A 19330-nucleotide genomic window follows, 5' to 3' on the forward strand; every position below is an offset into this window, starting at 1 on the left:
CAAAGTTATTGCAATGCATGAGTTGCTAGATTATCATCTAACGTAATTTTCTGTAATTAAGTGTTGTTAAGACTTTACCTGACTTTGCAGGATTGTTTTTATCACTGACTTTCAGAACAACGTCGAGATTTAAGGACAACAGATGAAGCAGTTATATAGAGTGTTACCGATTGTATTGAGTGTTGGCTTATTTGGGTGCGGTAATTCTGCGACTCAGAGCGATAGCAGTTCAGCTAATAAAGCAATCTCAGAAAATAAAGAAGCGTTTGTCAGTCAATTACCCGACACAGCACCAGTTATTAAGGTTGCAACAACGGGTACCATGCCGCCGTTTTCGTTCCAAGATGACTACGGCAATATGCAAGGCATTGATATCGATTCAATCCGTGCTATCGGTGAAGCGCAGGGTTTCAAGGTCGAGTTTTATAAAGAGACTTGGCAGGATATGTTTGACAGTGTTGAGTCTGGCGGTCGTGATTTAGCGATTTCAGGTATCTCTTATAAAGTCGATCGTGATCAGAGATATGGTCTTTCAAATTCTTATTTCTTTAACCCTTCTGCGGTTATGTATGAGAAAAAGAATTTGACCATTAATAGCTTGAATGACTTAAAAGGTTTACATGTCGCTGGTATGGAAGGAACCAAACAAGTTGATCAAGTCAGGGAAATGGGTGGGTATAGTGAACTGTCCACTACCATAACAACCTTTTTGTTATTTGAGGACTTGATGCAAGGTAAGGTTGATGCGATTGTTCAAGACTTACCTTTATTACAATATACGGCAGCTAACCACCCTGAACATAAAGTGGTAATCGTGCCTTATGAGGATGAAAATAACCCATCAGCGCAGCAAGTAATCTTGATGGCAAAAGGGAATGGCAAGCTTATTAATACTGTTAATGAGGGTATTACTAAGTTGAAAGACAAAGGAATATTTAAAGAAATTGAACAAAAATGGTTAGGTGGGACAGCTCCTGCTACTACTAGCAACACTACCAATCAACAAACGAACTAAGGGGTTAAGATAAGATGGCAACCACACCTAATATTGACAATAAACGCTATCGCAGTCTAATTGTTTCAATTGCACTGTTTTTATCTTTGATTGGCGCTTTGCTAGCGTTTACTTTCTACACATCAAGCTTACTCGAAAGAAATACAGTTTTAATTGACCAAACCAACCAAGTGGCTAATAGTGCACAAGCGGTAATTAAAGACCTTTTTGACTTAGACAGTAGTTATGGTGAAGATACCAGCTCGCCACATATCCAGCGAGTTTTAGAGCGTTTGGAACAAAATACAACGCTTATTACAGGCTCTATCAGTGCGATCGAAAAAGGTGGAAAAATCACTGATATCGCTGGTAATAGTTATAACTTACCAAAGATTAATAACAAGTCTCAAACTCAAATTGCAGCAGCCAATGAGCAGTGGAAAGCGTTAGAGCCTAAGATTCAAGCATATCTCAAAGATGCTGATAACATCATGATTGATTCCTCTGATGAATTGACCCAAGCCGTTGAGCAGGCAAAAACTTCAAGTTTGTTGATTAATGATTCATTAGATCAGCTCACCGATGAAGTGTTTATTAACGCTGAACGTCAAGCAACGACTATTCGTCTTGTTCAGATACTGGGTGTTGCAGCCATTTTTGCTTACTTTTTGATCTTTGTATTCTTCTTTGTGCGTCGTTTACGTGATACCGATGCTGAAGCATTGGCCGCTCGCCGTGAAACACAAGAAATCATGGAAACGGTAAATACCGGTCTGTTTTTGCTAGATAAAGATTTGAATATTGGACAGCAGCATTCTCGCGCACTGAATGGCATTATTGGTGCGGACAGATTGTCAGGAGAAAACTTTGCCGATGTACTGCGCGGTCGTATTTCAGATAAAGATTTGAAAACCACCCGTCAGTTTATTGAGCAATTATATAACCCACGTGTGAAAGAAAAACTGGTTGATTCTTTAAATCCATTGCATAAAGTGATGCTACACAATACATCTGGCGAAGACAGTGCGACCAGCCGCTTCTTAGACTTTAAGTTTTCACGCGTTTATGAAGATAAAGATATTGCGCGTATTTTGGTCAACGTCAATGACGTCTCAGATGCGGTTTATTTAGAGCAGCGCCTAGAGAAAGAACGCTCGCAAAACGATATGCAGATTGAGATGTTGACCACTATCTTAAACGTTAATCCAAAAATTATTAACGAGTTTATTAGCAATACCAAAACCCATATCGATAAGATGAACAACATTTTGAAAAACCCTGGTAGCTCACAATTTGAGCTCGAAGGTAAATTAAAGGCTATCTATCGTGAAATGCACAGCTTAAAAGGTGAGGCTTCTGCGCTTAAACTGCATAGCTTTACTAAAATCGCGTCAGACGCTGAAGACAAGCTTGATGCGTTGCAAAATCAAGGTAAGTTATCTGGTAATAACTTCTTACCACTAGCGGTACATTTGGATGACTTACTCAGTCTGTCGAACACCATTGAGACGTTGGGTGAGCGTATCAATCAAGCCGCCCCAAAGGCTGCAAGTATTGCTAAGTCAGTAGCGCCAATGACGACTGCATCAGTTGCTGAGACGTTAAAAACCAGTACGCCACAACCAATCGTTACCAATCATGCATCAGTAGATAGCGCTATCAATAGTATGAGTATTAACGGTGATAATGAAATTGATTTGAGTGATGAGTCAGATGATGAGCAGTTGTCTTATTATCAAGATTTTGCCCAAGACATCGCAGTAAGACAAGGTAAGCAAATACAGCTTAACGGTCATAATTTGGCGCACGTAAACATACCTGCACACCTTAAGCAGCCGATTAAAGAAATCAGTATTCAATTGTTACGTAATGCAGTGGTACATGGTATCGAATCACCTGAAGCGCGTCAGTCAGCAGGTAAATCTGTGGTCGGTAGTATCGACTTAAAGATGCAACGTGACAGTCAAAACTTAATCATTGCGCTACAAGATGACGGTCAAGGTATCGACTATGAAGGCATTCGTCATAAGCTAGTTGCAGATGGTCGCTTTGAGCAAGATGCTGCCAGTCAGCTGACTCAGGGTGACTTACTCAAAACATTATTTGCTTCTGGCTTCTCTACTAAAGAGCATGCCGATGAAGATGGTGGACGCGGTGTGGGCTTAGATGTCATCAAGGCGTTAGTTAAAGAATATAACGGTAAGCTCAATGTTAATAGTGAGCTTGGTCAGATGACACGTTTTGTCATTACGCTACCTGCTGCTTAATTAAGGAAAATAGATAAGCTATGTACAAATTAATGATTGTTGATGATTCCAATATTATTCGCAACCGTATTCAGCGCGCTTATGATTCTGGTCAGTTTATGTTGGTTGCTACGGCAACCAGCGGTGTCCAGGCCATTGAGAAATTCAATATACATCGTCCTGATGTGGTTACGATGGACTTAACCATGCCGCAAATGGATGGGCTTGAGTGTATTGAAAAAATCATTGCGATTGACCCTAATGTCCGCATTTTAGTGGTATCAGCGTTGTCTGATAAATCCACTGGGATTGAAGCCTTATCATTGGGTGCTAGCGGATTTTTATGTAAGCCTTTTTCAGAAGAAGAGCTGGTAGAGTCTTTGTATGAGTTGGTACAAGACTGATATTGTCCAATAATTTAAGTAAATATCTTATTAAAGAACACACATTATGAAAGAGCAAAAGTTACAAGTTTTTGTGAGTATTATCACCAACTATTTTAATCAGTTTGGTAATGAAGAGCTTATTGTAGATACGCCTTATTTGCTAGAAAATCAACAACCTAAAGTTCACGATTATACCGGCGTCATCGGCATATCAGGGGTTCAAAAAGGGGTGGTTTATTTTTCTGCTACCAGCGCGCTATTGGATAACATCCTAGATAGCATGGGCGAGACAGATAAAAGTGAGGATAATTTAGTAGACCTAGTAGGCGAGGTTGCTAATACCATTTCGGGTAATGCTCGTAATGAGTTTGGCTCAGAATTCCATATTTCTGTACCCTTCGTATGCAAAGGCTCACCGCAAAGTATTATTTTGCCTAAAAGTGGACGCTCTTTTATCATTCCAGTGAGTTGGCGCGGTCAAATCGGGGAGATTGTGGTTTGTTTGCAGGACTAAATACAATACCTCGTGACGATAAATATGTAAATATGGACGATGAACTATTATGGTTAATGTAGAAAAGTTAGGCGTCTTTTTAAGCTCAATCAGCGCATTCTTTGCGCAGATTGACGATGAGCCAGTGGTGATTGATACGCCTTATTTGCATAGCAATAAAAATGCCGTGGGTTACGATTATAGCGGCATGATTAAGATATCTGGCCCTCTTGAAGGCTGCGTTTATGTCAGCGCCCCTAGCAACTTGTTGCGCGAAGTGATCAAAGTCATGGGTGAGCCTGATTCATCAATTACGATGATGAAAGACTTATTGGGTGAAATGGCAAATACCATTTCAGGTAACGCCCGTGCTGAGTTTGGCGCAGATTTTATTATCTCACCGCCCAAGATTATTGAGGGAATACCCAGTATTCCTTATTTACCAAGAGATCGTCAAAGCTATGTGACGCCATTTACATGGCGTGGCTACAAGGCCGTCATAGGTATCTGCATCGCTTAATCTAAAGCTGCGAGCTGCTTCTTTTTTTTCTGAATAAAAACGACGTTGAGACGTCGTTTTTTTATGCATTATCATCACCTTAAACCTTATAATAGCGCTAGCAGTCGCTAAGCGTTATATGATAAAATACAGCCCAGCTATTTTTATCCTACAGTATTCTGTATGTTCAAATCATAGCTCAATTTTTTTAAACAAACCCATCAACCAATGACACACACATCATGGCAAAAAATTGCTGGGTGTTTGGCGACTTGATTAATTTGCTTCACGGCTAGGTGTTTTATTGATATACCTAACCAATAGCAAATGCGTGTCGCTAGATAGGCAGTTTTTGTGATGTGGAGGCATAACCCAACCAACAGGACATTTAACATGGCTACAAAGAATCCAACCAAAATCGAAATGCGCGACCTATTACAAGCCGGCGCTCACTTTGGTCACCAAACACGTTTTTGGAATCCAAAAATGGGTCCATATATCTTTGGTGCCCGTAACAAGATTCATATCATTAACCTAGAGCACACCGTAAAAGCGTTTAACGAAGCATTGACTTACGTAAACGGCTTAGCTGCTAAGAAAAACAAAGTATTGTTTGTTGGTACTAAACGCGCTGCAAGTGGTGTTATCCGTGAGCAAGCAGCACGCGCTGGCATGCCTTATGTTGACCATCGCTGGTTAGGTGGTATGTTGACTAACTGGAAAACACTACGCCAGTCAATCAATCGTCTAAAAGAGCTTGAGAAACAAGCAGAAGACGGTACTTTCGCTAAGCTAACCAAACGTGAAGCGCTAGAGCGTACTCGTGATATGGAAAAACTTGAGCGTTCACTAGGCGGTATTAAAGACATGGGCGGCCTACCTGACGCTATCTTCGTTGTAGACGTAGATCACGAAGCGATTGCTATCAAAGAAGCTAAAAATCTAGGTATCCCAGTTATCGGTATCGTTGATACCAACTCTAACCCAGATAACGTTGATTACATCATCCCAGCAAACGATGATGCTATCCGTGCCGTGACTTTGTATGTAACTTCTATGGCTGATGCAATCATCGCTGGTAAAGAATACGCACAAACTCAAGCCGGTGGTAAAGCTGAGCAAGAAGCGCCTGCTGCTACTGAAGAAGCACCAGCTGAAGCTAAAACTGAAGAAGCTGCTACTCCAGCAGAATAAATCGCTGACCGATATGGTTTAACTTTGTAAGGATGCCTTGATAGTTTATCTATTGGCAGCCATATAACGTTACTAACAGCATGGAAGTTTATAATAGGCATGATGTAGTTTTACTCGTCATGCCTTATTATTAAGCCGCCAAACAGAATTTAAATGTGTAATGTATTTAGATATCGTGCACTCCCATACATAACAATACTCACATACATAATAAAAGGTAACTCTTATGTCAGAAGTAAAAGTATCTGCCAAAATGGTAAAAGAATTGCGTGACCGTACTGGTCTTGGCATGATGGAATGTAAAAAAGCGTTAGAAGAATCAAACGGCGATGTTGAAACTGCCATTGATAACCTACGTAAATCTGGTCAAGCGAAAGCCGCTAAAAAAGCCGGTAATATCGCAGCTGACGGCGCTATCATTATCGCTCAAGGCGACAACAAAGCTTTCTTGTTAGAAGTGAACTGCCAAACTGATTTCGTTGCAAAAGATGAAAACTTTACAGCATTTGCAGAAAAAGCGGCTAACCTTGCGTTAGAAAATAATGTGACTGACGTCGCTGCTATCTCTGCATTGCCTTATGGCGATGGTCAAACAGTTGAAGAAGCGCGCGTATCTTTAGTACAAAAAATCGGTGAGAATATCCAAATTCGCCGTGTTGAAGTACTTGAAGGTGCTAACATTGCATCATACCGTCATGGTCTACGTATCGGTGTTGTGGTTTCTTATGAAGGTGGCTCTGCAGAAACTGGCAAAAACCTTGCCATGCATATCGCTGCATTCAACCCTGTTGCAGTAGATGATGAAAGCGTAGATGCTGATGTACTAGCACGCGAAAAAGACATCATCGACGCAAAAGCTCGTGAATCTGGCAAGCCTGACAATATCGTCGAAAAAATGATCGAAGGTGGCTTACGTAAGTACCTAGACGAAGTAACTTTACTACGTCAGCCATACGTCATGGACAATGAGAAAAAAGTCGGCGACGTACTAAAAGCTGAAGGCGTAAAAGTACTGGGCTTTAAACGTTTGGAAGTTGGTGAAGGTATTGAGAAAAAACAAGAAGACTTCGCGGCTGAAGTTGCAGCGACACAAGCATTAGCTAACAAGTAATTTATATATTTTGTTATGAGTACTGATGGTATTTTTGCTCAGTACTTATAGGTTTGCTTTATAGTTGTTTCACGTATATTAATTTAATAACTATGAAGCAGCCACGCACAAAAAAAGCCCGTTATTTATTTAACGGGCTTTTTTTATGCTTCATTTTTAAGCTGTTTATAGTGGAATCACTTTAAAAACGATACCGTGCTATGGCTATAACTTTTCTTGCTTGCTGTTCGCAGGCGTGACAGAGGCTGCAAAAATTTATAGCCGTAGCACGTCACTACCATCGTATCGCTTTTATTTCGAACGGACTATAGTATGGTGCCAAGTATCAATACTAACGTAATGCCAAATAAGCAGAATTGGCATAACTGGCGCCATTACTATTACTACTGGTACCGTAACTGACGTTTTGCATGCCACTAGCGTTATTGCTATTAGTAGAATTGCTGTTATTAGCGTTCATCGTATTGCCAGATAGCCCTGAGTCGTTTTTATATAAACTATGATAACGGCTCATCACACTTTTGACATAATTACGTGTTTCTTTAAAAGGTGGAATGCCCTTATATTTATCAACGTTACCTTCACCCGCATTATAGCCGGCAACCGCAAACTCTACGTTGTTATTAAAACGTTTCATTAGCCAAGCGATATATTTGGCTGAGCCTTCAATATTATCAGCAGGGCTCCAAGGATTACTCACCTTGAATCGACGTGCCGTTGCTGGCATCAGCTGCATCAAACCTTGTGCACCGACTGGTGAGCGAGCGTTAGGATTAAAGGCAGATTCAGTATGCATCATGGCTTTCATAAGTGCCGGATCGACACCGTGGCGCTGGGCTGAGGCAAGAATATAGCTATCATAAGAGTTGCGAGTACCGCTGCTGCTTGCAGAGCTACTGCCATAGTTATTGCTGCTAGCGCTGCTGCTTCCACTATCATATAGATTAGAGTCTTTATAATAAGTGACTTTTACTTTTTTGGTAAATTTATCAAAATTACCACTGGGATTGACGTTGGTTAGGAGTACTTGACCACCTTTATCTTTATAGATGTACATATTGCCTGCTTGAGCGGCAATCGGTAGGCTAGATAGGACGACGGTGGTGAGTAAAATAGGTGACAAGCAGCGGGTGACTAGAGGTGCAATATTTATCATAGGGTTATCACTTTTTATCGAGTAGTAGCAAATTGCCTTGCTCATGGACGCATCGGTTTGCGCAACAAAGCGGTTATCCTGTCTGCAAGATTTGTAGTCACCAACCTTTAGTGCTACAACGCAAAACCACGGCTAACAAAACCAATTGCAATAGATACAAAAAATAATAGTTGCTTACTATAACATAAAATAACTTATGACTATATCTGATTGCCGCTATAAACTGCCGAAACAGATATTTAAATTGTAAAAATTTTTAATGAAATCAATATGCTATTACAAGGTACTTGATTAAGGATCGATGTACAGCTATATCATTGCTGTTGTCAGTATAAGATAAAATAAATGTGTTGCTAGCTATGTGCTACTGAGAAAAATTCTTTTTGCTTACTGTTTACAAACTTAGTTCAATAGAAAAAAGTGATTTCAGCAGCATTTTTTTGTTGAAGTAAGCCGATTCTATAAAAATACTGATTATCTAAAGCATCGTAGATATTTTGGACTTTACAATTACTCTATTTAAACAGGTAAAGAGTATTGAAAGCAGATTAACGAGCTTAAGCGCATAGTGCAGTCATAAAGTGAGCTTAAACAGTTAGGGCAGTAATAAAAATAGGTACCCAAACAGCGGTGACCAAACCATTGACTGCCAAGCCAAATGCCGCGTAACGTCCAGCTGTATGACTGATCTGCCAGGCTTCTACCGTACCAAATGCATGAGCGGCCAAGCCAAGCGCTAAGCCTTTGGCACGGTCGTCATCGATGCCAAGAAACAAGAAGCGCGCTAACGTACCGCCAATGATCCCTGAGACTATAATAATCAGATTCGCCATCGCTAGAGGCGCTTTGATCAAATCTGCGATACTCAAACCAATCGGTGTGGTCACTGAACGGGTGGCAAAAGCCAATATCGTATCGTTGCTCAGTGAAAATAGATAGGCCAATGACATCGGTAACAACGCCCCAACTAGACTAGCCATCGCGACAATCATAGTAAGTTTTTTGACTGGTAAGCCTTTAAAGTTCATGGCTGCCAGTGGCACGGCTAATAATACTGTGACGTAGCCTAACAGATGATCAAATACAGGTTTGGCTGCGCTATAATAATCATTATAATCCCATTGTAGAATGAACAAAAACAACACCACCAATGCCAGTGCTGTAATCACCATTGGCAACCATGATAGTTTGCGTGCCAGTACGCGAGCGATTACATGTGCTGTCAAAGTTAATAATATCGCAGCAAAGGTCGCCAAAAACACACTATCAAAATTCATAAGATTCCTTTGTTCATACAGCTTAATGCTGTCCCGTCTGCTTGTTGGTAGTGGTGCTATCACTACTAGCATCGCGATTGAGCCAGCGGTTGGCAAGTATCGCCAGTCCCCAAAGTGGTATGAGCGTACTAATAATCATTGTTAGCATTACCCCCCATAGCTCATCACCTAAGGCGAATAACAGCAAACCTGCACCCGCAGATACCGGTAAAAAAGCAAAGCCACTATCAACCAATAAAGTATTGCTAGCTCGGGTGAGCCAGCTAGGTAGACCTTTAATGAGTCGCCAAACGATCAGGATAGAAAACATCGTTAGCATACCGACGATATTGGCAGCTTTTTCGATTCCTGCCCACTGACAGACAATCACTGCTGACTCACGAACAATGATGATCATCGTTAGTGTCAACAGCAATGCCATCCATAAGGGCATTTTTGAAGAATGGGTAGACTTCATAAGCAATTTCGGCCAAGTCATAGATAGATGAGAGAGAGTTGAAAGGTGAGCATGGTCTTATAAATAGGGTATAAAAAATCGAGTTATTTATACTAAGCGTATTGTTTCTTATTTTAAAGGTATAAAAAGCGATTATATAGAGAGTGGCTTAACTAATAAAGTTTATAGGATAAAGCACTTTCTATCACTTTGGACGGACTGTGACATTTAGTACTATAGTTAATACACTTTAAAAAGAATATAGCGTTGCTGGAATAAATTTTTCGAAGCCTCTGGAGTGCAAAGCGCACAGCAAGCGAGGAAAGTTTATACCAGCAACGCACTGTTTGACTTGTATCTTTTTTTATTTAGAGCTGACTATATATACCCTATAAAAAATGGACGATATCAATTGATACCGTCCATTTATAGTTAACCACACCATTTTAAGCAGCCAGCTATTTTAGCAAACTGATTATTTAGCGCTGTGAATTAAGAGTTGACGTTGCTTCCACTTCAGACCCTAGATTATTTTCAGTTAGAGCTTCCGAAGTGAATGGTTCAGAATTCAGGGCATCAAATTCATCAAACGCTTTTTCTTCTGCTTCGGTCATCGTCTGCTCTTCATCTTCATCAGGCTTTTCAAACTCTTCAAGTATCGGCATCAGTAAGGTCGCTTGCGCCAATGGCAATACATCCGAAGGCTCTAAATTTGCTTGACCAAGTAGCTGTCTCAGCCTATCGCTTGGCAAGCGAATCGTTAAGCACTCATGACCGCTGTCATCGTAGCTCTCTTCTTGAATAACGCCCAGCTCATACAAGGCGTTTTTTAACTGACCCGCATTATAAGGTAGCGTCAAATCAAACGTGGTCAATGTGCCAGTAAGTAGCTGCTGGACGGCTAATGACAACTCTTCCATGCCTAGATTTTCTTTAGAAGAAACATATACACGGTTAGGTAAACCTTCGCTAGCATAGCCGATATGTGCAGGCTCATCGGTTAAGTCGATTTTATTATAGACATTGAGCACGGGTACATCGTTATCGATTTTAGACAACACGTCTTTGACCGCTTGAATTTGCTCATGCATATCTTCACTGGAGGAATCGATAACATGTAGCAATAAGTCTGCTTCTAAGGTCTCTTCTAATGTTGCATGGAAAGATTCGACTAACTCATGTGGTAAATGACGGACGAAACCAACGGTATCGACCAATACCACACGACCAACACCTTGCCAATCTAAACGGCGTAAAGTGGGGTCGAGCGTTGCAAACAGTTTATCAGCAGCATAGATATTTTCATCGACTAAGCGATTGAATAAAGTAGACTTGCCAGCGTTGGTATAACCAACGAGCGAAATGGTTGGCACGTCTGACTTTTGCCGTCTGGCTCGACCTTGCGCACGTGTCTGTCTGACTTTCTCAATTCTAGATTTAAGCTGAGTTACTCGCACTTGTAGTAAGCGACGATCGGTCTCAAGCTGGGTTTCACCTGGTCCACGCAGACCAATACCACCTTTTTGACGCTCCAAATGCGTCCAACCACGCACCAAACGCGTCGACAAATGGTTAAGCTGTGCCAGCTCTACTTGTAGCTTACCTTCATAAGTACGGGCTCGCTGAGCGAAAATATCCAAAATCAAACCAGTACGATCAAGTACGCGACATTTTACCAAGGCCTCAATATTACGCTCTTGTGATGGCGATAAGCTGTGGTTAAAAAGGACAATGTCGGCATCATGTTCGCGTACCAATTCTGCTATTTCTTCTGCTTTACCGCTACCAACGAAGTATCTAGCATCTGGTCTTTGGCGTGAGCCTGTGACCAGCGCCAAACGATCAGCCCCTGCTGAGTCTGCTAATAGCTCAAATTCACCTAGATCATCAGGATCTTGGATTTGGCGGATGTCTAAATGTACTATAATGGCGCGTTCGCCACCTTCGTGTCTTTCAAAATAATCCAAAGAGTATCACCTATTCAATAAATTAAATATATCGCTATTATCAATTCAGTAAACGTCGATATAGCGTTCATATGACCATATATATGTGGTCTCATCACTTAATATTAAAGCGTACTAGCACAATTAGCGATGGTTTTATGTTACAAGGTTAATTATTAAATGTTCTGTCGTCATAGTGGCTACTACCATTATTAGCTTTTTTAATGATGATAAAATACAAATTGAGCGATAGGAGACTGAATCAAAGCGCTAACAAAAACCATTCATAACTCAGTGAACAAATCGTCACTGACTGAATAAACTTTGTTATACTCATTGCGCTTGTTTACGATATATAATCATAAGTTTTCAACCACGAGGGACACAGATGAGCCAATCTAAGTCAGGCTTTTCACTCAAACAGCAATTGGGTCGCGGCAAACAAATTGCTGGCATGACCACGACTATCGCTGGCGGACTGCGCGCCGCCCAACGTATCGGGGCTTTTAAACAGCCACCACGCGAAACACTGCCACGCTATATCCAAACTTTTTGCCGAAAAATGGCAGGCTCTTTTGGTGTAAAGGTCATTGCCGTTGAGCGGGTAGAGCAACATCATGGGCTATGGGTGTCTAATCACGTGTCATGGATGGACATCCCTGTGGTCGGTACGGTAAGCCCTGCCTTCTTTTTATCCAAAGCTGAAATTGGTGATTGGCCTATATTTGGTAAGTTGGCGCAGGCGGCAGGCACGGTTTTTATTGAGCGTGGTTCTGGTGATGCAGGCTCGGTTGCAGCGCAAATTGCCAGTTTTTTAACTAAAGGCTTCTCAGTAATGTTTTTTCCTGAGGCAACCACGACAGACGGTAAAAAAATTAAGCGTATTCATGGTACCTTATTACAAGCGGCGATAGATGCTGACGTACCTGTGCGCCCGCTGGTAATTGCTTATGTCAATAAAGACGGCACCCTGAGTGAAGCATTACCTTATTTCGGTAAGCTTACGATGAAAGAGAGCATAAAAAAGGTGCTCGATACTAAGGATGTTACCGCCTATGTATTGCCACTTGAGCCAATAGATCCCAAAGGGTTGAATAAAAGTCAGCTGACGAATTTATTACAGTCACGTATGCAAGAAGGCTTAGCTGAACTACATTCGCGAGTATTAACGAAAGTAGTAAAAGCATAAGATTTTTTTAAGACTGGTAAAAGAGCAGGAGAAAGGCGCAAATCGCAGTGATAGACCTAGCGATTTGCGCCTTTTTCTTTGCACTATGACTGATTTAATCCTCAGGTTATGAGCGTCTAAGTTGTATTAAACTAAGGTGATGGATTAGGGTGCTGCGTATGTACCGCTTCGATAGCCTCTAATACATCTGAGCTTAACGTTACATGGATACTATCAATATTAGATTTTAGCTGCTCAATAGTGGTAGCACCAATGATGTTGCTTGTGACAAACGAGCGCGAATTGACAAAAGCTAATGCCATTTGCGCCATATCTAAACCGGCATCCGCCGCGATTTTGGCATATTGAGCAGTGGCTGACAGTGCTTGCTCATTGGTATAACGCGCAAAGCGATCATACATAGTGAGCCGCGCGCCGGTTGGGCGTTTGCCATCAAGATATTTGCCAGACAATACGCCAAAGCCAAGCGGTGAGTAAGCGAGTAAACCAACATTCTCACGATGCGCAATTTCTGCCATAGCAACTTCATATAAGCGATTTAATAAACTATAAGGATTTTGCACAGTAATAGGCGCAATTAAGCCATTTTTATCCGCTTCCCATAAATAACGCATCAGTCCCCAAGCGGTATCATTCGACAACCCATAAGCACGAATACGACCTTTTTTAATCTCATTATTTAACGCTTGAATGGTCTCTAAAAAGGGCGTTAAATCGTCCAGTGATTGCGCTACCATCTCTTCAGTATAACCGCGTTGGCTAAAAAAGTTTGCTTGACGTTCAGGCCAATGCAGTTGATAGATATCGATATAATCAGTTTGCAAACGCTCAAGATTGCCATCGATGGCGCTACTAATGTGTTCAGCATTAAAACGCGTCTGCCCATCACGTAAGAAATCCATCGGTGACATCTTGCTGGCGAGAATGACTTTGTCGCGCTGTTTGGTTTTATGAAACCAAGTACCCATAAAGCGTTCGGTATCACCTTGTTTGTCTTTATCCGGCGGTGACGGATACATCTCGGCGGTGTCCCAAAAGTTCACGCCTTCGCTGAGCGCCACATCCATTTGCGCATGTGCATCGCTTTCGCTGTTTTGTTGGCCCCAAGTCATCGTCCCTAAGCAAATTTTGGAAACTTTTTCATCAAGTTGTGGCAGTGTTTGATATTGCATCTGTTTATCCTTTTTTATTCTAATATAAATCAATTTTTCATTCTAAATTAGCTTGATACCAGTGACACCCGGTGGCGTTACTTGAAAGACTTTAATTTTAAATAGCACGGATTGTCCAGCAAGAGGGTGGTTAAAATCCACTTCGATTTCGTCATCATTGATAGCGCTAATCGTACCAGGCAGGGTGTTTTTACCTTTGTCTTCAAACTCTATCAGCATGCCAATCTCAGGATTTTCAGCGATGAGCGCAAACTGGGTAGGGCTAAAGCGTTGGATATTGTTAGAATTCCACTCACCAAACGCTTGCTCTGGCTCAAGGTGAGCGGAGCGCGTATCACCAGCACGCAGGTTCATTAGAACTTGCTCAAAACCGGGTAACAAGCTTTCATCGCCTATGGTCAAGGTGACAGGCGTGTCACGGCTAAAGGTTGAGTCAATCACCGTACCATTTTCTAATGATACTTCAAAATGTAGCTTAACGAGGCTGCCAAAGGTGATACGTGTGTCTTCATTGGGAGTGATAAATTGTGAGTCGGACATAGTAAAAGCTACCTCTTGTTAGAATAGGGAGTCGGGTTGAGAATACTGTAAGAAATGATAAGCCATCTGCGAAAGCATGTAAGCGTAAATAGTGTAACGCAAATAGTGTAATATGTTTGGCGAATCTAAAAGAGGGCGGGCATATCGATGGCAAATAAACAACAAGGTCAGATTAAAAAATGGCAAGATGATAAGGGCTTTGGCTTTATTGAAACTGAGAATGGTGACTCAGTGTTTTTTCATATCAATGAGTTTAAAGCACGCCGTCGACCTAATATCGGTGAGCAGGTCGTCTTTACGTCTGGGCAAGACAATCAAGGGCGCATGCAGGCCAAAGACGTACAAGAGCTGAGCTTTGTACAACAAAAAATGGCACAAAAAAACAAACAAATCCGCCAGCGTAATCATAAACGTAGTGCGCAAGCAGAGTTTGAAGCAGGACAAAAGAAACGCTTGTTCCTCGGTGTTGGCTTTTATGGCGTCTTAATTTTATTGACGGTCATGAATAAGCTAAGCTGGCTAGTCGTTGCTTGGTATGCGGCATTGGGAATCATAACCTATGCAATGTATGCCAAAGACAAAGCTGCCGCTCAAAATAACGATTGGCGCACGTCTGAATCAACCTTGCATCTGTTAAGTGCGCTTGGTGGCTGGGTCGGTGCAATGGTCGCACAAACTTACTTGAGGCATAAGTCACAAAAGCCTGAGTTTCGTATCGCTTATTATTTAACCGTAATGATTAATATGGCGGGGTTGTTGTTTATATTGGCGGGCGGTGGTCGGGCGTTTTTTGCAGGGTTGTTGTGAGCAAGAATTGGTTCTTTATTAAATTTTTAGGGGCTGTAGTAGATAAGGATCAAACTCTTATAAAAAAGCCCCGCCATAGCATTCTATGACGGGGCTTTTATTTTCGCTAATTGACATCAATTTACTTATTTATTACGCTTACCTTCCAAAAACAGCATATCAATAATAATCAGTGCGACACCAATAGAAATGCCAATATCAGCAATATTAAAAATAGGATAATGCCAAACGTCCGCGTAATGTACATGAATAAAGTCGATGACGTGACCATGTAGCAAGCGGTCAATCAAATTACCTATCGCACCACCAAGTACTAAGGCCAAACCGATAGATAACAGCTTAGCTTGGCGTGGCGCTTTGATGAGATAACCGATTAAGAATAATGACATCACCAGTGCGAGACCAGAAAAAAACCACTTTTGCCAACCGCCAGCATCTGCCAAAAAGCTAAAGGCAGCGCCGTAGTTATATGCCAATGTCCAATTAAGAAAAGGTTCGATGACAGGCACTGGCTCATGAAAGGTCAGCTTGGTTTCAGCCAGCCATTTCGTCCACTGATCAAAGATGATTACGACCAGCGACAGTAGATACCAGACAAAGGCGCGACTGCCATTAGCAACAATCTTTGGCGTCTTATTCAGCCGTCCTTTAGGTATCGATGAGTTACCTGTTGTCGCATGCGCAGGCTTAGGTGTATTGTCGACTGCAACATGCGGCTTATTGTTTTCTGTTGAATTAGGCATAGTGACGCACCTCGCCATCGCCGCTGACGTTGGTTGCGCAGCGGGCACATAATTCTGGATGCGTGCTATCGGTACCAATGTCATCACGGATGTGCCAACAGCGCACACACTTGGTGCCAGCTGCAGCGCTGACCTCTACTACTAAGTCGACGACCGCTGTGCTACTGCTGTCTGCTTGCTCGTCTGTGCTTACTGCATTAACAGGGGCAGCGCTCAAAGGCTTTAAGGTTGCATTACTGGTAATAAGTACAAAGCGCAGCTCTTCACCAAGCTTGGCTAGACTTTCATGCATGGCGCCATCAGCATAAAGACTGACGTCGGCAGATAGGTTAGCGTTGATGATTTTTTCACCGCGCGCCGTTTCGATATGCTTATTAACCATATCTTTCGCCAGCATGATACGTTGCCAGTCATCGTTGCTGATAGCGCTTAGCTCAAACTCTGGGAATACATACCACTCTTCCGTAAATACATAGCCGGCTTCACCACCATTGTTACCTTGCAATACTTCCCACGCTTCTTGCGCAGTGAATGACAAAATCGGTGTGATCCAGCGAATGAGTGCTTGGACGATATGATAAATAGCCGTTTGCGCAGAGCGGCGCGGTTGACCATCGGTTTGAGTAGTGTATTGACGGTCTTTAATAATATCTAAATAGAAGCTGCCCAAATCTTGCGAACAAAACGCCGTGATATGTTGCGTGACTTGGTGAAAGTCCATCGCATCATAAGCACTAATGATTTGTGCTTGTACCGTTTGCGCACGTTCAATGATAAACTTATCAAGGCTGACCAATTCATTGATATCGACGCTGTTGGTTGCTGGATCAAAATCATCGGTATTGGCAAGCAAGAAACGCAGGGTATTACGGATGCGGCGATACATATCGATTGCACCTTTAAACACCGTTTTACCAGCGTTCATCTCATAACGGTAATCGCTAGACGCAATCCATAGGCGTAACATATCCGCACCGGTTTTATTAATCTCTTCTTGCGGGGTGATGATATTGCCAAGTGACTTACTCATCTTGCGACCATTTTCGTCGACGACAAAACCGTGAGTCAATACTTGCTTAAACGGCGGGCGTCCGTACATGGCTTCTGAGGTCAGTAATGACGTCTGGAACCAGCCACGATGTTGATCAGAGCCTTCTAAATACAAATCAGCTGGATTGGTCAACTCGTCACGTTGTTCAAGTACGGCAAAATGCGTCGTACCTGAGTCAAACCAAACGTCCAACGTATCAGTCGCTTTATCATAGTCAGCGGCCTCGCTGCCCAAGAAATCTTCACAGCTGGCATCAAACCAAGCTTCAACACCGCCTTCTGCGATTTTCTGTGCGGCAGTTTCCATTAACTCTAGGGTATTTGGATGCAGCTCGCCTGTTTCTTTATGGGTAAAGAAAGCAATCGGTACACCCCATGTACGCTGGCGCGAAATACACCAGTCTGGGCGACCATTCATCATGGATTCAATGCGATTTTGTCCCCATGCTGGTGTCCAATTGACTGTTGGAATATCGGCAAGCGCACGCTCACGTAAGCCTTTGGTTTCCATGCTGATAAACCACTGCGGCGTCGCACGGAAGATAATAGGCGACTTATGACGCCAGCAATGCGGATAGCTGTGCTCAATTTTAGTATGATTGATTAAGTGACCGTTATCATGTAGAGCCGCGATGATTTTTGGATTGGCTTTATAAATGTGCTCACCAGCAAATACCGCCGCGCTTTCTAGATAGACGCCCGTACCACTAACCGGATTTTCAACAGGCAAGTCATATTTTAGACCAACGATATAATCGTCAAGACCATGACCAGGTGCGGTATGTACCAGACCAGTACCGCTGTCAGTCGTCACGTGATCGCCTAAGATTAATGGCACTTGGCGTTCTGTAATTAATGGATGCTGAGCATGCAGACCTTCAAGCTCGCGACCTGATACCGTAGCTAGGATGCCTTTATTATCAAGTTTAAATTCACTTAACGCCGACTCGACCAAGTCAGTTGCCAGTAGTAAGTTGCCGTTTTCAGTGGCGACCACACTATAGTCATGCTCAGGATGTACCGAGATGGCTTGGTTAGCTGGTAAAGTCCAAGGCGTCGTCGTCCAGATAACGGCAGCGATGTTGCCATCTATCTCAGCCAATGCCGTAACCTTGTCGCTGTCTACAATATCAAAGCTGACATAAATAGCGTCAGAAACTTTATCTTGATATTCAACTTCGGCCTCAGCTAAAGCAGAGCTACAGTCCAAGCACCAGTTGACCGGCTTCATACCGCGAGTCACATGACCATTGTCATGAATTTTGGCAAGCGCGCGGACGATGTTGGCCTCTTGATGGAAGTTCATGGTTAGATAAGGATTGTCCCAATCACCAAACACGCCAAGACGTTTGAAGTCTGCCTTTTGTAGCTCAATCTGCGTACTGGCATATTCACGGCACAAACCACGAAATTCGGTTGCAGAAACCTTTTGTCCAACTTTACCGTGTTTGGCTTCAACTTTTTGCTCGATAGGCAAACCATGACAGTCCCAACCAGGCACATAAGGTGCATCAAAACCAGACAAGGTTTTTGACTTGACGATAATGTCTTTTAGTACTTTATTGACCGCGTGACCCAAGTGAATCTGACCATTGGCGTAGGGAGGGCCATCGTGCAAAATATATTTGGTCGCCCCAGTACGTGCCTGACGAATTTTACCGTACACATCATCCGCTTCCCAAGCAGCTAGCCAATCAGGCTCACGTTTGGCAAGGTTTGCGCGCATCGCAAATGGCGTATCGGCAAGATTTAAGGTGTCTTTATAATCGTGGCTTGGTGTATCAGAACTTTTATCAGTCATAGAAGGCGTCTTTTAAAATAGTGATGAAAATGTAAATTGAAAAATTTGTTTAAAGGTGGTTGCAAAACTCAAGCTAATACTGGGATTGATGTTTAATAACAGGGGTCTTTTTTACTTATCAGTTGCTTATAAAATAATCAAATCAATCATAAATGCTCATGAGATGAATGCAACATAACATACAGCTATTAAAACAGGCGGAAAGTAGATAAAGATAACGTCAGCTATTATATGACAAAAACAGTAGGGTAAAAAGAGCTGACCAGTATCGCAATTACGTCCGCCAAAAC

The 19330-nt window shown here is 42.3% G+C and carries 17 protein-coding genes; 9 read left to right on the forward strand and 8 right to left on the reverse strand.

The features are described from left to right. The first annotated feature begins 142 nt into the window (after positions 1 to 142). From DABAL43B_RS02240 to tsf, 7 genes are all read left to right on the forward strand, one after another. On the forward strand, positions 143 to 1015 hold the full coding sequence (locus DABAL43B_RS02240) for a substrate-binding periplasmic protein (RefSeq protein ID WP_079690882.1): 873 nt from the start codon (positions 143 to 145) through the stop codon (positions 1013 to 1015). Between the two features lie 14 nt (positions 1016 to 1029). Then, a complete protein-coding gene (locus DABAL43B_RS02245; RefSeq protein WP_079690883.1) occupies positions 1030 to 3261 on the forward strand; it encodes an ATP-binding protein in 2232 nt (743 codons plus the stop codon). Positions 3262 to 3281: 20 nt separating this feature from the next. After that, positions 3282 to 3644 (forward strand): response regulator, encoded by a 363-nt coding sequence (locus DABAL43B_RS02250; protein ID WP_079690884.1) that lies wholly within the window; start codon positions 3282 to 3284, stop codon positions 3642 to 3644. Positions 3645 to 3690: 46 nt separating this feature from the next. After that, positions 3691 to 4140: a chemotaxis protein CheX gene (locus tag DABAL43B_RS02255; protein WP_079690885.1), complete on the forward strand. Its 450-nt coding sequence runs from the start codon at positions 3691 to 3693 to the stop codon at positions 4138 to 4140. Positions 4141 to 4189: 49 nt separating this feature from the next. After that, positions 4190 to 4639: a chemotaxis protein CheX gene (locus tag DABAL43B_RS02260; RefSeq protein ID WP_079690886.1), complete on the forward strand. Its 450-nt coding sequence runs from the start codon at positions 4190 to 4192 to the stop codon at positions 4637 to 4639. Between the two features lie 372 nt (positions 4640 to 5011). Further along, positions 5012 to 5812, forward strand: coding sequence for a 30S ribosomal protein S2 (gene rpsB / locus DABAL43B_RS02265; RefSeq protein ID WP_079690887.1), 801 nt, complete (start codon positions 5012 to 5014; stop codon positions 5810 to 5812). 226 nt (positions 5813 to 6038) lie between these two features. Beyond that, complete coding sequence (gene tsf, locus DABAL43B_RS02270) at positions 6039 to 6923, forward strand: translation elongation factor Ts (protein ID WP_079690888.1); 885 nt, start codon at positions 6039 to 6041, stop codon at positions 6921 to 6923. A 331-nt stretch (positions 6924 to 7254) separates the two neighbouring features. On the opposite strand, the gene DABAL43B_RS02275 is transcribed toward tsf, so the two are convergent. From DABAL43B_RS02275 to hflX, 4 genes are all read right to left on the reverse strand, one after another. After that, positions 7255 to 8079: a lytic transglycosylase domain-containing protein gene (locus DABAL43B_RS02275; RefSeq protein ID WP_079690889.1), complete on the reverse strand. Its 825-nt coding sequence runs from the start codon at positions 8077 to 8079 to the stop codon at positions 7255 to 7257. Positions 8080 to 8666: 587 nt separating this feature from the next. Further along, entirely contained in the window at positions 8667 to 9356 is a 690-nt protein-coding gene (locus tag DABAL43B_RS02280) for an LrgB family protein (RefSeq protein WP_079690890.1), read from the reverse strand. Positions 9357 to 9378: 22 nt separating this feature from the next. Then, positions 9379 to 9813: a CidA/LrgA family protein gene (locus tag DABAL43B_RS02285; RefSeq protein ID WP_079693003.1), complete on the reverse strand. Its 435-nt coding sequence runs from the start codon at positions 9811 to 9813 to the stop codon at positions 9379 to 9381. A gap of 458 nt (positions 9814 to 10271) precedes the next feature. Next, positions 10272 to 11759 carry a ribosome rescue GTPase HflX gene (gene hflX, locus DABAL43B_RS02290; protein ID WP_079690891.1) on the reverse strand — a complete coding sequence of 496 codons (1488 nt, stop codon included), beginning with the start codon at positions 11757 to 11759 and terminating at the stop codon, positions 10272 to 10274. Positions 11760 to 12126: 367 nt separating this feature from the next. On the opposite strand from hflX, the gene DABAL43B_RS02295 reads away from it, so the two are divergent. Next, positions 12127 to 12927: a lysophospholipid acyltransferase family protein gene (locus DABAL43B_RS02295; RefSeq protein WP_079690892.1), complete on the forward strand. Its 801-nt coding sequence runs from the start codon at positions 12127 to 12129 to the stop codon at positions 12925 to 12927. A 131-nt stretch (positions 12928 to 13058) separates the two neighbouring features. On the opposite strand, the gene DABAL43B_RS02300 is transcribed toward DABAL43B_RS02295, so the two are convergent. Both DABAL43B_RS02300 and DABAL43B_RS02305 read right to left on the reverse strand, forming a co-directional pair. Continuing rightward, positions 13059 to 14099: an aldo/keto reductase gene (locus DABAL43B_RS02300; protein WP_079690893.1), complete on the reverse strand. Its 1041-nt coding sequence runs from the start codon at positions 14097 to 14099 to the stop codon at positions 13059 to 13061. A gap of 42 nt (positions 14100 to 14141) precedes the next feature. Next, positions 14142 to 14639: an FKBP-type peptidyl-prolyl cis-trans isomerase gene (locus tag DABAL43B_RS02305; RefSeq protein ID WP_079690894.1), complete on the reverse strand. Its 498-nt coding sequence runs from the start codon at positions 14637 to 14639 to the stop codon at positions 14142 to 14144. Between the two features lie 147 nt (positions 14640 to 14786). On the opposite strand from DABAL43B_RS02305, the gene DABAL43B_RS02310 reads away from it, so the two are divergent. Continuing rightward, entirely contained in the window at positions 14787 to 15446 is a 660-nt protein-coding gene (locus DABAL43B_RS02310) for a DUF1294 domain-containing protein (RefSeq protein WP_079690895.1), read from the forward strand. Positions 15447 to 15571: 125 nt separating this feature from the next. Here DABAL43B_RS02310 and lspA read toward each other — a convergent pair whose 3' ends face one another. Both lspA and ileS read right to left on the reverse strand, forming a co-directional pair. Next, positions 15572 to 16189, reverse strand: a complete 618-nt coding sequence (gene lspA / locus DABAL43B_RS02315; protein ID WP_171996312.1) for a signal peptidase II — start codon at positions 16187 to 16189, stop codon at positions 15572 to 15574. After that, entirely contained in the window at positions 16182 to 19040 is a 2859-nt protein-coding gene (gene ileS / locus DABAL43B_RS02320; RefSeq protein ID WP_079690897.1) for an isoleucine--tRNA ligase, read from the reverse strand. Before ileS ends, lspA begins: the two co-directional genes overlap by 8 nt. Positions 19041 to 19330: the final 290 nt, after the last annotated feature.

It is taken from the genome of Psychrobacter sp. DAB_AL43B (assembly GCF_900168255.1).
In the GTDB taxonomy this organism is placed as follows: Bacteria; Pseudomonadota; Gammaproteobacteria; order Pseudomonadales; family Moraxellaceae; genus Psychrobacter.

Coding starts and splice junctions, on each gene's coding strand:
- DABAL43B_RS02240 (WP_079690882.1), top strand. CDS start 143: ATGAAGCAGTTATATAGAGTGTTACCGATTGTATTGAGTGTTGGCTTA.
- DABAL43B_RS02245 (WP_079690883.1), top strand. CDS start 1,030: ATGGCAACCACACCTAATATTGACAATAAACGCTATCGCAGTCTAATT.
- DABAL43B_RS02250 (WP_079690884.1), top strand. CDS start 3,282: ATGTACAAATTAATGATTGTTGATGATTCCAATATTATTCGCAACCGT.
- DABAL43B_RS02255 (WP_079690885.1), top strand. CDS start 3,691: ATGAAAGAGCAAAAGTTACAAGTTTTTGTGAGTATTATCACCAACTAT.
- DABAL43B_RS02260 (WP_079690886.1), top strand. CDS start 4,190: ATGGTTAATGTAGAAAAGTTAGGCGTCTTTTTAAGCTCAATCAGCGCA.
- rpsB (WP_079690887.1), top strand. CDS start 5,012: ATGGCTACAAAGAATCCAACCAAAATCGAAATGCGCGACCTATTACAA.
- tsf (WP_079690888.1), top strand. CDS start 6,039: ATGTCAGAAGTAAAAGTATCTGCCAAAATGGTAAAAGAATTGCGTGAC.
- DABAL43B_RS02275 (WP_079690889.1), bottom strand. CDS start 8,079: ATGATAAATATTGCACCTCTAGTCACCCGCTGCTTGTCACCTATTTTA.
- DABAL43B_RS02280 (WP_079690890.1), bottom strand. CDS start 9,356: ATGAATTTTGATAGTGTGTTTTTGGCGACCTTTGCTGCGATATTATTA.
- DABAL43B_RS02285 (WP_079693003.1), bottom strand. CDS start 9,813: ATGAAGTCTACCCATTCTTCAAAAATGCCCTTATGGATGGCATTGCTG.
- DABAL43B_RS02295 (WP_079690892.1), top strand. CDS start 12,127: ATGAGCCAATCTAAGTCAGGCTTTTCACTCAAACAGCAATTGGGTCGC.
- DABAL43B_RS02300 (WP_079690893.1), bottom strand. CDS start 14,099: ATGCAATATCAAACACTGCCACAACTTGATGAAAAAGTTTCCAAAATT.
- DABAL43B_RS02305 (WP_079690894.1), bottom strand. CDS start 14,639: ATGTCCGACTCACAATTTATCACTCCCAATGAAGACACACGTATCACC.
- DABAL43B_RS02310 (WP_079690895.1), top strand. CDS start 14,787: ATGGCAAATAAACAACAAGGTCAGATTAAAAAATGGCAAGATGATAAG.
- lspA (WP_171996312.1), bottom strand. CDS start 16,189: ATGCCTAATTCAACAGAAAACAATAAGCCGCATGTTGCAGTCGACAAT.
- ileS (WP_079690897.1), bottom strand. CDS start 19,040: ATGACTGATAAAAGTTCTGATACACCAAGCCACGATTATAAAGACACC.